Raw genomic sequence first — 16036 nt, forward strand, 5'->3', positions numbered from 1 at the left:
CTTACTCCTGCATCTTCTGGATGCGTTCGACCATGCCGGCCGGCCAATCCTTGCCTTCGTACTGCTGGTAGACGGTAGCCAGCGCCGCCTTGAACGCGGCCTTGTCGGGCTGCGTGTAGGTAACGCCGGCTTCCTTCAGGAGCTTGACTGCGTTGTCGTCCAGCTCCTGGTCCAGGCGGGTGGCGACCTTGCCGCCCGCCTTGGCCGCCTCGGTCAGCGCCTGGCGCTGCCTGGCGTCCAGGCCTTGCCAGACGCGTTCGGAAATGAACCAGCCGGTCAGCTCATAGGCGTGGTCGGTCGCCGCCCAGTATTTGGCTTCCTCGTGGAAGCGCAACGGGATCGACAGGTCGAAGCCGTTGTCCTGGCCGTCTATCATGCCGCGGCCCAGCGCGGTGTAGATTTCGGTCATACCTAGCGGCACGACCTGCGCACCCAGCTTTTCGAAGGTGGACTTCAGGATGGGAATGGCGGGAATGCGCAGCTTCAGGCCCTTGACGTCTTCGGGCTTGTTGATGGGCCGCGATACGGTCTGCAGCGCACGCGGCGAGCGTATGCCGAAGGCCGCAAACACCCGCACGCCGGATTTCTTGGCCACGTCGTCGAAGATCTGCGCGAACTCGTCGCTGTTGATGATGCGCTCGGCCTGCTCGCCGCTCTTGAACAGATAGGGCGCATACAGGATGTTCAGCGGTTGGGCGCCGCGCAGGAACACCACGGACCCGAGGCCGAAGTAGCCCATGTCCAGCGTGCCCAGCTGCATGGATGAGAGGATCTTGCTGATGTCGCCCAATTGCCCGTCCGTGTAGACGTGCACCTGCAGTTCGTTCTGGGATTGCCTGGCGGCCTCTTCGGCAAAGGCGCGCATGGCATGGTCCCAGGGACTGTTGGAGGCGGCGATGGTCGCGATCTTCATTTCCCGCGCCTGCGCCTGGCCTGCGGGCGCGAACGCGCCGGCGGCGGTGATCGAAAGCGCCAGCAGGGCTGCCGAGGCGCGGACCAGTTGCTGCGATATTTTCTTGTGCATGATGTCTCCTCCGGGATGCGGATCCGGCCTACCAGTTCCAGTGCACGGGCTTGAGCCCGGCGACCGGCGAATCGAACACCGCCAGGCGGGACCCATTGATGCAGCCCATGTAGGCGGTCTTGCGCTCTGGGCCCCCGAACGCCAGGCTGGTGATGTTCTGCAGCCGCTTGCTATGGTTGTCGTAAACCATGGGGCGGCTCAGGCGATTGGCCAGGTATTCGGCTTCCAGCCTGTCGATGTGCGCGGCGTCGCCGTCCTCCAGCATGAGCTGCTGCTGCCCTTGCGGGCTGACGCGTATGACCCGGTTGGAGACCACGCTGACCACCCAGATGTGGCCCTCTTCATCGACCGCCATGCCGTCGGGATAGGTACCCTTGCCGAATTCGGTGATGACGGCGCGTTCGCTCAGGTCGCCGTTGGCGCCGATGCGAAAGCGCAGCAGGCGCCGGCCGAAGGTTTCGTTGACGTACAGGTGCGTGCCGTCCGGATCGGTGCGGCATTCGTTGGTCCAATGCACGTCCTGGGCCACGACGCGGGTGCCGCGCTCGTCGCGCACGGCGATGAAGCCGTCGGCGATGTCGCGGCGGAACTGATGGTCGCCGCGACGCACGGTGCTGACGCAGATCCACAGGCGTTCGCGCTCGTCCAGCCAGACGAAGTTGACGCCGGGCAGGGCCACGCCGTCGATCTCCATGATGTAGGGCTCCGCCGTGCCGTCGCGCTGTACGCGCCAGACGCCGCCGTCGTCGGCCAGGTTGGCGACGGCAAACGAGCCGTCGCGCAACAGGGCGAAGCCGTTGGGTATCAGTCCGGACTGGGCGCCGATCAGGCGCGCGTCGCCGTTGGGCAGGATGTGGCTTATGCCGCCGGCCTTGTCCGACACGTAGAGATCGCCCGCGGCCGTGCTCAGCACGCATTCGGGGCGGTTCAAGTTGACGCCGGTCTCGCGCACCGCCGACAGGTCCAGGACCGCGCCGCCATTCGATTTGCTGTCCATGGGGGCTCCTCAGCCGATCGCGCCGGCGGCTACGGCATAGTCATGCAGGCGCAGGCGCGGCCCTGCCTTCATCAGCTGGCCGGGCAGGCCACGGCCGACGATGCCTTCCAGCCGCTGGGCTACCTTGATCAGCGCGCCCAGGTCGATGCCGCTGTCCACGCCCATCTCGTCCAGCAGGTAGACCAGGTCTTCGGTGCAGATGTTGCCGGTGGCGCCCGGCGCGAACGGGCAGCCGCCCAACCCAGCCAGCGAGGATTCGTAGGAGGTGACGCCGGCGCGCAGGCCTTCCACCACGTTCACCAGGCCGATGCCGCGCGTGTTGTGGAAGTGCAGCGATATCTTGACGCCGGGATGGTCGGCCCGCAGCGTCTCGACCGTGTCGCGCACCAGCCGGGGCGTGGCCATGCCGGTGGTGTCTCCCAACGTCACGGCGTCAAAGCCCTGGCGTGCAAAGTGGTCGAAGATGGTCCGGATGCGGCCCAGGTCCACGTCGCCCTCGAAGGGGCAGCCGAAGGCGACGGCAATGGCGCCCTTGCGCTTGATGGGGTGGTCTTTCAGCAGCTGCGCGATGTCCTCGATGTCGCGCAGCGACTGTTCGACCGGGCGGTTCAGGTTCTTGGTGTTGTGGCTCTCGGTGGCCGACAGGAACACGACGATCTCGTCGGCCTGCGACTGCAGCGCGCGTTCGACGCCCTTGCGGTTGGGCGCCAGCGCGCCCAGCACCACGCCCGGACGTTTGCGCACGCCCTGCAGGACTTCCTGCGCGTCGCGCATCTGCGGCACGGCGCGGGGTGAAACGAAGGAGGTGGCTTCGAAGTGCCGCACGCCTGCGTCGATCAGCGCGTTCAGGATCTGGATCTTGGTGTCGGTGGGCACGAACTCGGATTCGATCTGCAGTCCGTCGCGCATGCCGACTTCCACGATTTCGACTCGGTCTGGAAGGCTCATGGCTTGTCGTCTCCTGGCGCCCGGATCCTGCGCCCGCGAGGGCTTTGCGCGGCGATGTCCGGGACATGGGTGGTCGGCCACCATCTTCTGCGATGGACCCGGGCAGGACAAATCGTCAATCTTCGGCGGGGGATCGCGAAACGCGATGGCTCGGGGGCCAGGCGTCGCGCATGGGCAGGCTCGCGCGTCCTATTGCTGCGTTGCGGCTTCGGCGATCAGATGATCCAGCAGCAACCGGGCGGCGCCCGATAGCGATTCATTGCTGCGCACGCACAACTTGAGCTGGCGGTGCGCCCAGGCGTCAGTCAGCGGAATGATGCAGAGCGCGTCGCACACATAGGCGGACAGGGCCTTGGTGGGCACGATGCCGACTCCCAGGTCCGCGCGCACCATGGACACCAGCGCGTCGTAGGAGGTGACCTGGAAGCGCAGTCGCAGAGAACGGTTCATGGACGCGGCTTCGCGCGTGAACAGGTAGTTCGCGGCGCTGCCTCGGTGCATACCGACGTGGTCATAGTCCAGCGTATCGGCGAACGATACCTGCCGGTGTCGCGACAAGGGGTGTCCCGAGGGCGTCACCAGCGCCATGACGTCGCGGTGGTAGGGATATATGTCCAGCCCGTTTTCGTCGTCGGATTGGGTGTAGACGCCGATGTCGGCGGCGTTGTCGATCACCGCGCGGGTGACGCCGGCGCTGACGGACTCTTCCAGGTCGATCTGCACGTTGGGGTGCTGGGTCAGGAAGCGGCGCAGTTCCATCGGCAGGAACTGCGCAATGGAAGACAGGTTGGCCGCGACGCGCACGCGGCCGCGCAGGCCGGCGGAGTAGTCGCGGATTTCGGCGGCCAGGTCCTGGGTTTGATGTAGCAGCGTGCGTGCGCGCCGCGCCAACGCGTGTGCGGCGCTGGTCGGTTCGACGCCGCGCGCATGGCGCTGAAACAGTGGGACGTCCAGGACGCGTTCGAGTTCGGACAGGCGCTTCGATAGCGCCGATGGCGCGATATGTTCGCGCGCGGCGGCCGCGGCGATGCTGCCTTCTTCCAGCACGGCCAGGAACACCTGCAGGGTATACAGATCCAGACGAGGGGTCATGGGAAGTCGCGGATAGATACGTCCGCGAGGATAGCGGCAGTCGCGGGCCGCGGGCCTAGGGGATTACGCTTAGCCGATTTCCACCCATTCCTGCGCCGCGCCGCGCGCCAGCAGTTCGTCGACCGCGATGATGGAGATCCGGCCATCTGCCGTTCCCAGAGCCAGTTTTTCCTCATGGGCGTCCAGCGCGAAGACCAATGCAGGCAGGCCTTCCAGCCGCATCCTGGCGCGCAACCGGATCTCGCCCGACGCGGCATCCAGCAACAGCAGCCCGCCGTCCAGGAACGCGGCGGCGATCAGCCCGGGGCAGGGCATGAAGACGACCGCGCTGGCGGAGGCAGTGGTGGAATGTCGCCAGAGTTCGCGGTCACGGTCCAGCGGTTTGCGGTAAATGAAGCCGGCGCAGGCGACGTTGACGGCGGGAGCGTAGTGCCGCCCGCTGATGACCAGGCCAGCGCCTTGCGCGTCGTCGACGTAGCAGCCGGCAAGTTCCATGGCGTGGCTGTCGGGCTTGCCGTTGGCCTTGAGCACCGGCCACAGCGGCTTGGTCCGGCCGTCGGGCATGACCATGCACAGGCGTTTGGCCTCGTGGGAGCTTGCAGGCGTGCCTTGGACGCAGAACGGCGACGGCGCGCCGCTGATGCGGATGTAGTGATTGAAGCAGTCGTAGTGGCCCAGGTCCACGCGCCGTTCGGCGCCCGAGCCCAGGTCGCGCAGCAGGTCGCACGCGTTGCGGGTTGCGGGGTTGCGGTTCCTGCGGCCCAGCAATACGCCTTGCGAGGAGGCCGAGAACGTGTATTCGCCGTCGTACTCGCCGACGAGGTCCAGCCGGTCATCCGTCAGCGTATACAGCCGGGAATCCTGGTGCCACTTCATGTCGGGCCGCTTCGAGGGTTCCACGACGTGTACATGGATGCCCGCCGCCCGGATGATCTCGGCGCCATGGCCGGCGCCGGCGTATGCGGCGACCAGGCCGTCTTCGACGTCTTGGATTTCCAGCAGGCAGCCGCCATGCGCTACCGCGATGCGCTTGGCGTCCAACCACGCAAGATCATGGATGGCCTTGCGGCTTCCCAGTTGCGGCAGCCCTAGCCATTGCGCGAGGCGGGACTCTGGCGCCGGCGCGGGGGGATCTTCTGCCGGCGCGATGTCGTTGCCTGACAGTTCCAGTTCGCCGGGACCGGCATCGGACCAGGTCGCCGCGTCGTAGGGCGTGCGCACGACGAACAAGGTGTTGAATGCGGCGTCGGGCGGATCGTCGGGCAGCCCTTCCCATTCTTCGTCCCAGGGCCGCACCCACGCCTCGATCCCGTCGCCCGAGGGGGTGAAGGCGCAATGCGCAACTTCGGGGATGTTGCGGAAGAACCGGCGCGAGAGCCCGCTGCGCCAATCCCAGACCAGCAGGTCGCCTTCGAACAGATAGCCGCCGTCATAACTGCCTGCGCCGATCGCGACCACGGATTGGGTGGGATGGAAAGCGATGTGGTTGACGGGATGGCGCAGTTGGTCGAAAGCCGCGAACGGGATGGGACTGCCGCGGCGGTACAGCGCCACGCGATAGCGCAACGTCTGGCCGCCATACGCCGCGCGGGCGCGAGGGTTCGCGAGCAGGGGAAACTCGGAGGCCACGGCCGCGATTTCCCCCGCAGGGTCGAAGAACACTCCGGTAATCTTGCCGCTGCCTCGCAGCGGCGGATCGGCGATCATGGCCATGCTGGTTTCCGCGAGACGCGTGCCATTGATCGCGAATGCGGGCGCTGGGCCATGGGCAGGCGGGATAAGCTTATTCGAGGAGCAGGCCGGGGCGCCCGGCCGGGCTCATGTGCGAGCCCGGCTGGCGGCCGGCGTCTCCTTCTTCGCGCGTGGCTTGGGCGCGGGTTTCGGGTCTTGGGCAGGAGCGTCGAACTCCTGTTTGTTGCGTTCGCCCCGCGGGGTATTTTCCGGATGCGGCTTGGGAAAAGCCCAGGGCTTGGTTTTCTGATCCATTGCATGTACTCCTTGCACAGGCGGAACAGTAGCATTAGCCGTGGCACTGGGTAAGTGAGGGTTGACGTCAATATTCATCACATCGTGATTTTCGGTTGAAAAACGCGATGAATTCGACCCGCTTTGGCCCGTTCTGTTCCGCCTTGATGGATCAAGACCTGTCAACTCTGACAGGAAGTTCCCGTCGGTGCGAGCGCAGCCTCTAACCGGCTTCCGGCTGGTCTTCCTGCCAGATGCGGTCGAACTGTTCGCGCGCGTTGCGCGCCCAGTCGTCGATGGCGCTGCGCACGTCGTCCGCGGTGGGCTTGCGGTCAGCGGGGAGGTTGCCGCCCGTGACCGTGCCCAGCGAAGTGATCAGCAGCTCGTTGGTATTGGCGTCGCGCAGGGCGGCCTCGAGCAGCAGGCGCGCCGACTGGTCGCGGTAGCCGGCCGCCTTGACGGTCTGGCCGATCACGAAGCCGATGGGGATGTATTCCATCATCCTGGGGTCGCGCTCGTTGCGGAAGGTGCCGGTGATGGCGGCGCTCAGGCGCATTGCGTGTGGCGCGGGCCGTGTCAGCAGTTGGTAGCCGGCTTGTTCGAACTCGCGCCGGATCGCTTCGTTCAGGTAGGCCAGCGCGCGCTCGCGCATGGCGCTATCGGCTTTCATGTCCAGCTCGTCCGGTCGGTCGCCCTGGATGTATTGCACCGGTTCCAGAATGAGTTTTTTCTGGTACTGGCTGCCGATGGGCGGACCGGGGCGCACCCAGACCATGCCAGCGCTCCAGTCGGGATCCTGCTTGAGCCGGCTCTGGTTTTCACCCAGGGACGTGGAATAGTTCTGCGGCTTGGGCAGGTTGGTGCAGCCGGCAAGGCCGATCACTGCACAGCAGGCGGCCAGAGCGAGACGGATCTTCATATTCTTCTCTTCCTGAAAATGGCGCCCGGCGCGGCAGATGGAAAGGCCGTGCGCGTGTCGCGGGCGGCCCAATTATTGCCCCGTTTCGCGCCGCATTTTCCGCTTTGGCAGGGGTGGAAGCCCCGTTTCGCTGCAAAGCAGAATTCCATTTTGGGAAAACTGAAACGAAAGATCGGCGGGGCGTGGAAGACTCCATTGCGGGTAAGCCGTAATAGCTGCCGCGGAAAGCCGCCGCGGGACTACGATGGACGAGTGAACATAGGGAGACAACTATGGACACCGCCAAGCAATGGTATGCCGCCGTCAAGGACTGGCAGCGGGCCCGCGACGAGCTCACCGCCGCGATCGCCGCGATCAAGTGGCCGAATCCCACCCAGGATTGCCTGGACAACTATGACCGCGCCTACGCCAACGAAACCGGGGCGCGGGATCGCATGAACCAGGCATACGAACGCGTGCGACGATAAGCGCGCGCATCTCCTTGGGAGCGGCATTGCTACACTGCCGCGCATGACGGACCAACAACAGAAATTCATGATCAGGCCGAGCCGGCCTGAGGACGCAGTCTTGCTTGAAGACCTGCTGATGCGCACCTACGAAAGCACGTGGATGCCGGAAATGACGGCGGAAAGGGACGCCCAGTTTCGCGCAAGCGGCAAGACGGGCCAGTATGTGAGCGCCAGGGGCAGCCTTTTCATGGTGTGCGAAATCGACGGCGTGCTGGCGGGCATGGCGGATTGGGAAAACGACTTCATCTGGGCCTTGCATGTGCATCCCGCAAGGCAAGGGCAGGGTGTCGGCGGCGCATTGCTGGCCTGGATGGAAACGGCCATCCGCGCTGCGGGATTTGCTCAGGCGCGGCTGGAGACGGATTCCTTCAATATGCGCAGCCGCCAGTTCTACGGCAAGCACGGCTATGCCGAGATCGATACCTATCCTGACGAGGAATGGGACAGCGGCTTCACCACCATCCTGCTGGAAAAGCGCTTGCCAGCCTGATTCCGCTGGCTCCATGAAAAGAACCTGAGCTGGTCCTGGAAATGGAGCCACGATGGCGGTATGTTGTGGTTTTCAGCCGCTACCGCCGAACCCGCCATGTACCTGCCGTCCGCCTTTCGCGAAGACTCGCTCGAAGTCCAGCACGATTTCATCCGCGCCCATCCGCTGGGCGTGCTCACGACCAGCGGGGAGGGCGGGCTGATGGCGAACCACATTCCCTGTCTGCTGTATCCGGAAGGACCGCATGGCTTATTGCGCCTGCATGTGGCCCGCGCCAACCCGCAGCTTGCCGACCTTGCTTCGGGCCGCGAATGCCTGGTCGTATTCCACGGACCGCAGGCTTACGTCACGCCGTCGTGGTACCCGACCAAGGCCGAGACGCACAAGGTCGTGCCCACCTGGAACTTCGTTGCCGTGCACGTCTGGGGCGCGCCGGTGATTCAGGATGATCCGGCCTGGCTGCGCGCCCAGTTGGATGCGCTGACCGACAGCCAGGAGAAAGCGCGCGCGCAGCCCTGGCGCGTGGCCGACGCGCCGGCGGATTTCATCGCGGCCCAGATGCGCGCCATCGTCGGCGTGGAGATTCCCATTGCGCGCATCGAAGGCAAATGGAAGGTCAGCCAGAACCGAACGGTTGCCGATAGGCGCGGCGTGGCCGAAGGCCTGGCCGGCGAAAACGGCGATGCCGTCATGGCTGGGCTGGTTGCCCGCCGCGGCGGGCTGGAGTAACGCGCCCCAACGCGAAACAGGCGATGGCGGCGGCCTGCAGGCTGGCCGCCGCCGCCAGGAACCAGAGCAGTGGCTGCCCGGCCTGTTCGGACCATGCCCGCAGCATGCCGAACGACGCGGGCGCGAAGGCGTAGGCGCCTTGCGACATGGCGACAATCAGCGGGACCACGCGTTGCGTGTCTTCGCGGGCGAACTCAGTCTGCGCGATCAATGGCGGCAGCGAGGTCGCGTTCCCTATGCCTGATCCGAACAGCAGTACGCCCAGCCAGATGGCCCAGGCGTGCTCTGCGGCCAGCATCAGAACCAATGAACCGGCGATCTGGATGGCGTAGGCCAGGCAGGCCACTTTGCGCCGGTCGGTGCCGGCAGGCATCAGCCAACCGACGAGCGTGCGCCCGCCGATGGCCGCGGCCGTAGCCAGGCCCATTGCCAGGCCTGCGGTCTGTGCGCCCAGCAGCGGCGCCAGCAGGGACAGCAGATGCGCGATCAGGCCGATCTGGGCGAACAGGCCCAGCGCCATGCCGGCGGCCAGGGTGAGAAAGGCGCGGTTGCGCCACAGGCCCGCCAGCGGCGCGGGCGAGGCGATGCCTGCCGTGGCCGCCGGCGCCTGCGCTGCAGCGCAAGCGCCATCAGGCTCCTGGCCCAGCTGTTGCGGCGTCAGGGCAAACACCTTGCGCGACAGCACGGCGATCACGGCCACCATCGCCGCGCCTACCCACAAGGCCGCCTGGGCAAATCCTGCCTGGCCGATCAGGTAAACCCATAAGGGCGAAAAGACGATGCCGCCGACGCTGGCGCCGTTGTAGGCCATGCCCAGCGCGGCGGGGCGGCGGCGGACGAACCAGGGTGAGATCAGCGCATTGACGGCGGCGGCACCCAGCGTCACCCAGCCCATGCCCGAGAGCAGCGCCGCCGCATAGAGCTGCCAGGGCTGTGCGGCCGCGGCCCAGCCGCTCACGCCGAACGCGAGCAGCACGGCGCCGCCCAGCGTGACCGCCGGCACCCCGCAACGCCGGTACAGCCGCGGCAGGTTGGCGACCACCAGGGTGCCGCAAAGAAAGTGCAGCGTGACGGCGCCGGATACCAGGGCCACGCCCCACCCGGTACGCTGCGTCACGGCATGCAGGAACACGGGCGGGCCGTAGAAGCCGACGCCCCAGCCGAAGATCGCCAGCACGAAGGTGGCGTAAAGCACTGTCCAGCCAAAGAATTTCCGGGATGCGCGCATGGGTGTCCGGGCAGGCCGGCCGCTGTCTTGTTGCGTTGAGTCGCAGTATGCTTGACTCTGCACACAACACTTTGGTCTGTGACGAATCATGGAATCCGAGTTCGCCGACATCAATCTTTCTGCCGTGGCTGGCGCCATCGCCGATCCGGCCCGGGCGCGCATGCTGTGCGTGCTGCTGGACGGCCGCGCCCGCACCGCGACCGAACTGGCGGCCGCCGCCGACATCGGCGCCTCCACCGCCAGCAGCCATTTCCTGCGACTGCGGGAACAAGGGCTGGTGGAAATGGCCGTGCAGGGCAAGCACCGCTACTACCGCCTGGCCAATGGCGAGGTCGGACATGCGCTGGAGGCCTTGCTGGTGGTGGCCGGCGCGGAGCGCGTGCCGTTCAAACCCAGCACGCCCTCGGCGCTGCGCGAGGCGCGTACCTGTTATGACCACATGGCGGGCACCCTGGCCGTACGCATCCATGACGCGATGCTGTCGCGCCAATGGCTGACGGCGGACGGGCGCGATTACCTGCTGACGCCTTTGGGCGAGGCGGCCCTGGCGCAGATAGGCGTGGACGTGATGCAGGCGCGCCAACGCCGGCGGCGTTTCGCCTGTTCCTGCCTGGACTGGAGCGAGCGTCGCTCGCATCTGGGCGGCGCCTTGGGCGCGGCGCTGCTGGAGGCGCTGACGCGCCGCGACTGGATCAGCAAGGACTTGGATTCGCGCGCGTTGAGCGTGACGAAGAAGGGCGAAAAGCAGTTTCCCGCCTTCTTCGGGCCAGCGGATGAGCAGTCCGCCGCGAGCGCTCCGCGCCGGGACCGGAATGTCGCCGCATGAGCCTGCAATAAGGTGTGCATATGCAACAGATCTAGGGAAATCCCCGTGAACCCGGGTGGGGACGGGTTGCGGCAGCGCCCCGCGTTGCGCCGCAAGCCGCGTCAACCCTGGACATGCGGCGCGCGGATGGGCCGCGCGTAGCGTTCCTGGGAAACGGGGACGCACCTATCGCGATGCAACAGTGTTTCTATTTTCTGCCATCGTTACAAAACATATCCGAACTGTCATAGTCAAGCGGGGTATGCTGGATCGCACAAAGAGGGCATCCGAAGTGCATCAGAACAACTTGATCTACAAGGGATACCGGCTGACGGCCAAAGTGTCCCGGGGCGCAGACGCCGAGGTTCAGGCGCAATCCAGCGGCCCCGTATTCATAGCGTCGGTGATGGTGGTCCAGGCAGGCGCCGTGCTCGAAGGCGGCGACGAATATCCGGTTCCGCGTTTTGCCGAGGGCGGTTTTGTCTACAGTCCGCGTGAAGCGGTGCATGCAGCGATCCTGCACGGCCGCGAAATCGTCGACGGCCTGACCAACCTGCCAGCCTGACGCCGTCCTAGCCGGAAAAGACTTCCCGCCAATCGCGCGTCTTGGCCAGCGTCTGCACGGTCGCGGACTGTTCCAGGATGGTCACGGCCTTCTTGAATTCCTCGGCCGAGGCGCCGTCCTCCAGGATGACCATGCGCGAGTTGCGCGCGTCCGCCATCTTCACGTCCGACATCTTGCCGTGGGTCTGGTAGACCTGCGTCCAGTCCATTTTCTTGCCGGCCTTCAGGGCGATCGGTTCGATGTACGTCAACGCGGTGCTGCTGGCGGCGCGTACCGCGAAGGCGAAATCGGCCGTGTGGCCGCTGCTGCCCTTGGCGCGCGCGCCCTTGACCATGCGGTTCACGCCCACGCCCGCCGCCAGCGCCCGCCCGACCTGGGCGCGAAAGCGCAACTGGCTGAACTTCGGCATCCATTTGGCGCACTGGAACGACAGCGCCATCGCCAGCTTGACCGCGTCCCACAGCGCTTCCTGCAGCTGCTCGTTGGGACCGCTGGCGACGATGGCGCCGTCGCGGTCGAAGTGCGCCAGGCTGACGCCCGGGGTTTCATTCAGGATGTCGATGCGCTTGGCAGCCAGGTCGATGCCGTAGCTGGACGCGTGCATCGCGGTCTCACAGGCGTCGGTCAGGTAGAACGTGGACTCGTCGGGATGCGCGATGAAGAAGGCCGCGTGCTGCCCGTCCAGGCCCAGTGTCATGGGCGATATGGCACGGATGGCGTGCTCGCCCGCCGGCAGGACGGTCCAGCCGGAGGCTTCCAGGAAAGTGCTCATAGGATCAGTTCGATTTGGCGGCCTTTGAGGGGATGCGCGAATCCGCCGGTGAGCGTCAGGTTCGCCCGCGGCAGGAAGTACTGCATCAGCGCGCCGATATTCTGCAGGGCGGGCACGATGGGCTCGGCATAACCTTCGCCATCATCCACCCAGATGTGTTCATGGCTGCGGTCCGCAAGCGGCTTGCGGTACTGAGGCCGGCCTTCGCCCACCAGGCTGGTGTGGAAGGAGTCGTCGGTGTCCACGCCGAACACGCGGTGCGGGCCTACGAAGAGGCTGGCGCAGAACGCTTCGGCCAGGAAAATCGTGGCCTGGCCGTGCACGGCCGTGCGCGCGCCGCGATAGGTGGCGCGGAAGATCACGTCTTCACGCACTTCGCCCTTGACCCGGCAGGCACAGGCGAATTCCATCCATTGGAGATTGCTGGCGGCGGGCTTGGGCACCCAGGCGATCGGTTTTACGGTTTCCTTGGGTTCGGCAAGAATCTCTTGCACCTCATCAACGGTGATTAGCGGTTCGAACTTGTTGGCCATGGAACTGATCTAGGGTCTTGGAAATGCGCGCGCCGGGCAGCGCGCCTGGCAAGCACCGCGCGGCGGCGGGCGCACGCGCAACACTGCGAGGGGGCGTAATCTTACAAGATGAAGACTGCGCCGCCCGTTGTGCTGTATGGATGTACAGTGCAAGAGCGGCGCGTCGCGTCTATAGCGAGTTGGCGCCGAACGTGTCGCACTGCTTGATGCTGCCGCTCTCCAGACCGCGCTTGAACCAGCGCACGCGCTGGGCCGAGGAGCCGTGAGTGAAGGAATCGGGCACCACATAGCCCTGGCTCTGCTTCTGCAGGCGGTCGTCGCCGATCGCGGTGGCGGCGGTCAGGGCCTCTTCCACGTCGCCGCCTTCCAGGATGTTGCGGGCCGCGTTGGCGCGCTGCGCCCACAAGCCGGCGAAGCAGTCGGCCTGCAGTTCCATGCGCACCGACAATGCATTGGCCTGCGCAGGATTGCGGCGGCGCAGGTTGTCCACCTGGTCCGAGATGCCCAGCAGATGCTGGACGTGGTGGCCGACTTCATGCGCGATGACATAGGCTTGGGCGAAATCGCCCGGCGCCTTGAAGCGGTTCTGCAATTCGTCGAAGAACGCCAGGTCTATGTACACCTTGCTGTCGCCCGGGCAGTAGAACGGCCCCATGGCCGACTGTCCGGTGCCGCAGGCCGTGGGCGTGGCGCCGCGGAACAGCACCAGCTTGGGCGCCACGTATTGGCGGTTCAGGTCCTTCTGGAAAATGGCGCTCCAGGTGTCTTCGGTTTCGCCCAGGACCTTGGAGACGAACACTGCCTGTTTGTCGTTGGCGGGCGGACGCGTGGCGGGCCCCTGCTGTTGCTGCACGGGCGGGCCTTCGGCCATCTGCAGGACCACGCTGGGGTCCACGCCGAAATACATGGCGACCAGGGCCAGCACGATCGTGCCTATGCCGATGGTGCCGCGGCCGCCGATGCGTGGGCCGCTGGAACGGCGGTCTTCCACATTGTCGCTTTCGCGCGAGTCATCAAGGCGCATACTGTTTCTCCGGGCGGGTCGGCGTTCCCGCCATTTTGCATCGCCGCTCTGTACTGAGCGGCCTTCAAGAGTGTTAGGATAAACCCATGGCCTTGTATTTCGATATTCATCCCGCGAATCCGCAACCGCGCCTGCTGAAGCAGGCGGCCCAATGGCTGGCCGATGGCGGGCTGGTCGCAGTGCCTACCGATTCGAGCTATGCCGTGGTCGCGCGGCTGGACGACAAGAACGCCGCTGACGGACTGCGCCGCCTGCGTGGCCTGGATGAACGCCATCATCTCACGCTGCTGTGCCGCGATCTGGCTGAAATCGGCCACTTCGCGCGCGTCGACAACCGCCAGTACCGGTTGCTGAAGGCCGCGACGCCGGGACCCTGGACCTTCATCCTCGAAGCGACCAAGGAAGTGCCGCGGCGCGTGTCGCATCCGTCGCGCAAGACCATCGGCATCCGTGTGCCGGACCATCCCGTCATGCTGGGCCTGCTGGAGCAGGTGGGGGCGCCCTTGCTGTCCACCACGCTCATCCCCAAGGACGAGACCGAAGCGTTGAACGACGCGGAAGAAATCCGCGAACGCTACGAACACTCCCTGGCGGCCATCATCGACGCGGGCGCTTGCCCGCAATCGCCCACCACCGTGATAGACCTCACCGGCGACGAGCCTGTGGTCGTGCGTGTCGGACGCGGCGATCCTGCCACCCTCGGTCTTGCCTAGCGCGCCCGCCGCGCCGACCTGCACGCCGGCATGCGCCGGCGCGTGGCTCATCTACAATCCGGTTCGCCATGAATGACATCATCCAAACCATTGCGGTCTACGCGATACCGGTCATCTTCGCCATCACCTTGCACGAAGCCGCGCACGGCTACGTCGCGCGGATGTTCGGCGATCCCACGGCCTATCAGGCCGGACGCATCAGCCTGAATCCTGCGCGGCATATCGATCCCGTCGGCACGCTGCTGGTGCCGGTGGCGATCCTGCTGGCCTCCAAGCTTTTGGGTAGTCCGGGCATGCTGTTCGGCTGGGCCAAGCCTGTGCCGGTGGATTTCGGCCGCTTGCGCCGGCCCAAGCAGGACATGCTGTGGGTGGCGCTGGCGGGGCCTGCCGCCAACCTGTTCATGGCGGTCCTGTGGGCGTTTTCGCTGCGCATCTTCCTGGAGTCCGGCCTGCAGGAATCGTTCTGGTTCGAGATGGCCGTGGCCGGCGTGAACGTCAACCTCGTGCTCATGGCCCTGAATCTGCTGCCCATCCTGCCGCTGGACGGGGGACGCATCCTTTTCAGCCTGCTGCCCAATCGCCTGGCCTGGCAATACTCGAAAATCGAGCCTTATGGCCTGGTGATCGTCGTCATCCTGCTGGTGACGGATGTGCTCTGGCTATTGATGCGGCCGGTACTCTCTCTGGGGACGACCATCGTCCAGTGGTTTCTGTAGGATTTCAGCCAATATCCGTTAAACTCATCGGTTTCATTGATTCTGGCCCCGGGGCATCCCGCCGCGGGGTTTTGGAGCCCTACATTTATGGCATCCCCTGCAACCGCCGCAGGCGTTAATTTCCAAGGCAGCATGGTGGCTCTGGTCACTCCCATGCAGCCCGACGGCAGTCTGGACTACGCGGCCTACCGGTCGCTGATCGACTGGCATATCCAGGAAGGAACCGACGCACTGGTGGTGGTCGGCACCACCGGGGAGTCGCCCACGGTCTCCATGGAAGAACATGCGGAGCTGATCCGCGTCGCGGTCGAACACGCTGCGGGCCGCATTCCGGTCATCGCCGGCGTGGGCGCCAACTCCACCGACGAAGCCATCCACCTGACGCGCCACGCCAAGGCCGTGGGCGCGCAGGCCGGCCTGTCGGTCGTTCCCTATTACAACAAGCCCTCGCAAGAGGGTTTGTACCGTCACTTCCGCACCATTGCGGAAGCCGTCGATCTGCCCACCATCCTGTACAACGTGCCGGGCCGTACTGTTGCCGACATGAGCAACGAAACGGTCCTGCGCCTGGCGCAGGTGCCGGGCATCATCGGCATCAAGGACGCCACGGGCGACATCGCCCGCGGCGGCCTGCTGCTGCGCGAAGCGCCGGCCAGCTTCCAGGTCTTCAGCGGCGATGACCCCACCGCCGCCGCCCTGATCCTGCTGGGTGCGCGCGGCAATATTTCCGTTACGGCCAACGTGGCGCCCAAGCTCATGCGCGAGCTCTGTGCCGCCGCCCTGGCCGGCAATGTGCCCAAGGTGCGTGAACTTAACGCGCACCTGGCGCGTCTGAACAAGGCTTTGTTCGTTGAAGCCAACCCCATCCCCGTGAAGTGGGCGTTGGCCGAAATGGGCCGCAGCGCACTGGGTTACCGGCTGCCGCTGGTTGAACTGGGATCGCAGCACCACGCAACCGTGCGTGCCGCGCTCCAGGAAACGGGCCTGCTCTAAATATCGTGAGGATA

General features: G+C 65.7%; 19 protein-coding genes. 8 read left to right on the top strand and 11 right to left on the bottom strand.

Features of this window, described 5'->3' with window-relative positions:
• Position 1: 1 nt before the first annotated feature.
• From HV766_RS22100 to HV766_RS22130, 7 genes are all read right to left on the bottom strand, one after another.
• Positions 2-1024: a TRAP transporter substrate-binding protein gene (locus tag HV766_RS22100; RefSeq protein ID WP_054453290.1), complete on the bottom strand. Its 1023-nt coding sequence runs from the start codon at positions 1022-1024 to the stop codon at positions 2-4.
• A 28-nt stretch (positions 1025-1052) separates the two neighbouring features.
• Positions 1053-2021 carry an SMP-30/gluconolactonase/LRE family protein gene (locus HV766_RS22105; RefSeq protein WP_175181857.1) on the bottom strand — a complete coding sequence of 323 codons (969 nt, stop codon included), beginning with the start codon at positions 2019-2021 and terminating at the stop codon, positions 1053-1055.
• Between the two features lie 9 nt (positions 2022-2030).
• Complete coding sequence (locus HV766_RS22110; protein ID WP_175161727.1) at positions 2031-2969, bottom strand: hydroxymethylglutaryl-CoA lyase; 939 nt, start codon at positions 2967-2969, stop codon at positions 2031-2033.
• Between the two features lie 189 nt (positions 2970-3158).
• Positions 3159-4061 (bottom strand): LysR family transcriptional regulator, encoded by a 903-nt coding sequence (locus tag HV766_RS22115; RefSeq protein ID WP_054453284.1) that lies wholly within the window; start codon positions 4059-4061, stop codon positions 3159-3161.
• Positions 4062-4130: 69 nt separating this feature from the next.
• The gene (locus HV766_RS22120) at positions 4131-5774 is read right to left on the bottom strand and encodes a hypothetical protein (protein ID WP_175181858.1); all 1644 of its coding nucleotides are present in this window, start codon (positions 5772-5774) and stop codon (positions 4131-4133) included.
• Positions 5775-5879: 105 nt separating this feature from the next.
• Positions 5880-6047 (bottom strand): hypothetical protein, encoded by a 168-nt coding sequence (locus tag HV766_RS22125; protein WP_165867876.1) that lies wholly within the window; start codon positions 6045-6047, stop codon positions 5880-5882.
• Positions 6048-6249: 202 nt separating this feature from the next.
• A complete protein-coding gene (locus HV766_RS22130) occupies positions 6250-6945 on the bottom strand; it encodes a DUF3313 domain-containing protein (protein ID WP_054453280.1) in 696 nt (231 codons plus the stop codon).
• Between the two features lie 272 nt (positions 6946-7217).
• Here HV766_RS22130 and HV766_RS22135 point away from each other — a divergent pair, with 272 nt between their 5' ends.
• The 3 genes from HV766_RS22135 (at position 7218) to HV766_RS22145 (ending at position 8673) form a co-directional block, all read left to right on the top strand.
• A complete protein-coding gene (locus HV766_RS22135; RefSeq protein ID WP_054453278.1) occupies positions 7218-7412 on the top strand; it encodes a hypothetical protein in 195 nt (64 codons plus the stop codon).
• A gap of 43 nt (positions 7413-7455) precedes the next feature.
• Positions 7456-7944, top strand: a complete 489-nt coding sequence (locus HV766_RS22140) for a GNAT family N-acetyltransferase (protein WP_054453276.1) — start codon at positions 7456-7458, stop codon at positions 7942-7944.
• A 96-nt stretch (positions 7945-8040) separates the two neighbouring features.
• The gene (locus HV766_RS22145; RefSeq protein WP_175181886.1) at positions 8041-8673 is read left to right on the top strand and encodes an FMN-binding negative transcriptional regulator; all 633 of its coding nucleotides are present in this window, start codon (positions 8041-8043) and stop codon (positions 8671-8673) included.
• Here HV766_RS22145 and HV766_RS22150 read toward each other — a convergent pair.
• The gene (locus tag HV766_RS22150; RefSeq protein ID WP_119450076.1) at positions 8633-9901 is read right to left on the bottom strand and encodes an MFS transporter; all 1269 of its coding nucleotides are present in this window, start codon (positions 9899-9901) and stop codon (positions 8633-8635) included. The two genes, HV766_RS22145 and HV766_RS22150, sit on opposite strands and share 41 nt — an antisense overlap.
• A gap of 88 nt (positions 9902-9989) precedes the next feature.
• Here HV766_RS22150 and HV766_RS22155 point away from each other — a divergent pair, with 88 nt between their 5' ends.
• A complete protein-coding gene (locus tag HV766_RS22155) occupies positions 9990-10727 on the top strand; it encodes an ArsR/SmtB family transcription factor (RefSeq protein WP_175181859.1) in 738 nt (245 codons plus the stop codon).
• 271 nt (positions 10728-10998) lie between these two features.
• Positions 10999-11271, top strand: a complete 273-nt coding sequence (locus HV766_RS22160; protein ID WP_054453716.1) for a hypothetical protein — start codon at positions 10999-11001, stop codon at positions 11269-11271.
• A gap of 7 nt (positions 11272-11278) precedes the next feature.
• Here the strand turns inward: HV766_RS22160 and HV766_RS22165 are convergent, their stop codons facing one another.
• The 3 genes from HV766_RS22165 to ypfJ form a co-directional block, all read right to left on the bottom strand.
• Complete coding sequence (locus HV766_RS22165) at positions 11279-12043, bottom strand: DUF1828 domain-containing protein (protein WP_054453270.1); 765 nt, start codon at positions 12041-12043, stop codon at positions 11279-11281.
• Positions 12040-12576, bottom strand: coding sequence for a hypothetical protein (locus HV766_RS22170; protein ID WP_054453268.1), 537 nt, complete (start codon positions 12574-12576; stop codon positions 12040-12042). Before HV766_RS22170 ends, HV766_RS22165 begins: the two co-directional genes overlap by 4 nt.
• Positions 12577-12745: 169 nt before the next feature.
• Positions 12746-13600, bottom strand: a complete 855-nt coding sequence (gene ypfJ / locus HV766_RS22175) for a KPN_02809 family neutral zinc metallopeptidase (protein ID WP_175181860.1) — start codon at positions 13598-13600, stop codon at positions 12746-12748.
• Between the two features lie 86 nt (positions 13601-13686).
• Here ypfJ and HV766_RS22180 point away from each other — a divergent pair, with 86 nt between their 5' ends.
• The 3 genes from HV766_RS22180 (at position 13687) to dapA (ending at position 16022) form a co-directional block, all read left to right on the top strand.
• Positions 13687-14313, top strand: coding sequence for an L-threonylcarbamoyladenylate synthase (locus HV766_RS22180; protein WP_054453264.1), 627 nt, complete (start codon positions 13687-13689; stop codon positions 14311-14313).
• Positions 14314-14381: 68 nt separating this feature from the next.
• Positions 14382-15029 (top strand): site-2 protease family protein, encoded by a 648-nt coding sequence (locus tag HV766_RS22185; RefSeq protein ID WP_054453262.1) that lies wholly within the window; start codon positions 14382-14384, stop codon positions 15027-15029.
• A gap of 87 nt (positions 15030-15116) precedes the next feature.
• Entirely contained in the window at positions 15117-16022 is a 906-nt protein-coding gene (gene dapA, locus HV766_RS22190) for a 4-hydroxy-tetrahydrodipicolinate synthase (RefSeq protein ID WP_054453260.1), read from the top strand.
• Positions 16023-16036 lie beyond the last annotated feature (14 nt).

Source organism: Achromobacter aegrifaciens (assembly GCF_902859735.1).
GTDB classification, from domain to species: Bacteria; Pseudomonadota; Gammaproteobacteria; order Burkholderiales; family Burkholderiaceae_B; genus Achromobacter; species Achromobacter aegrifaciens.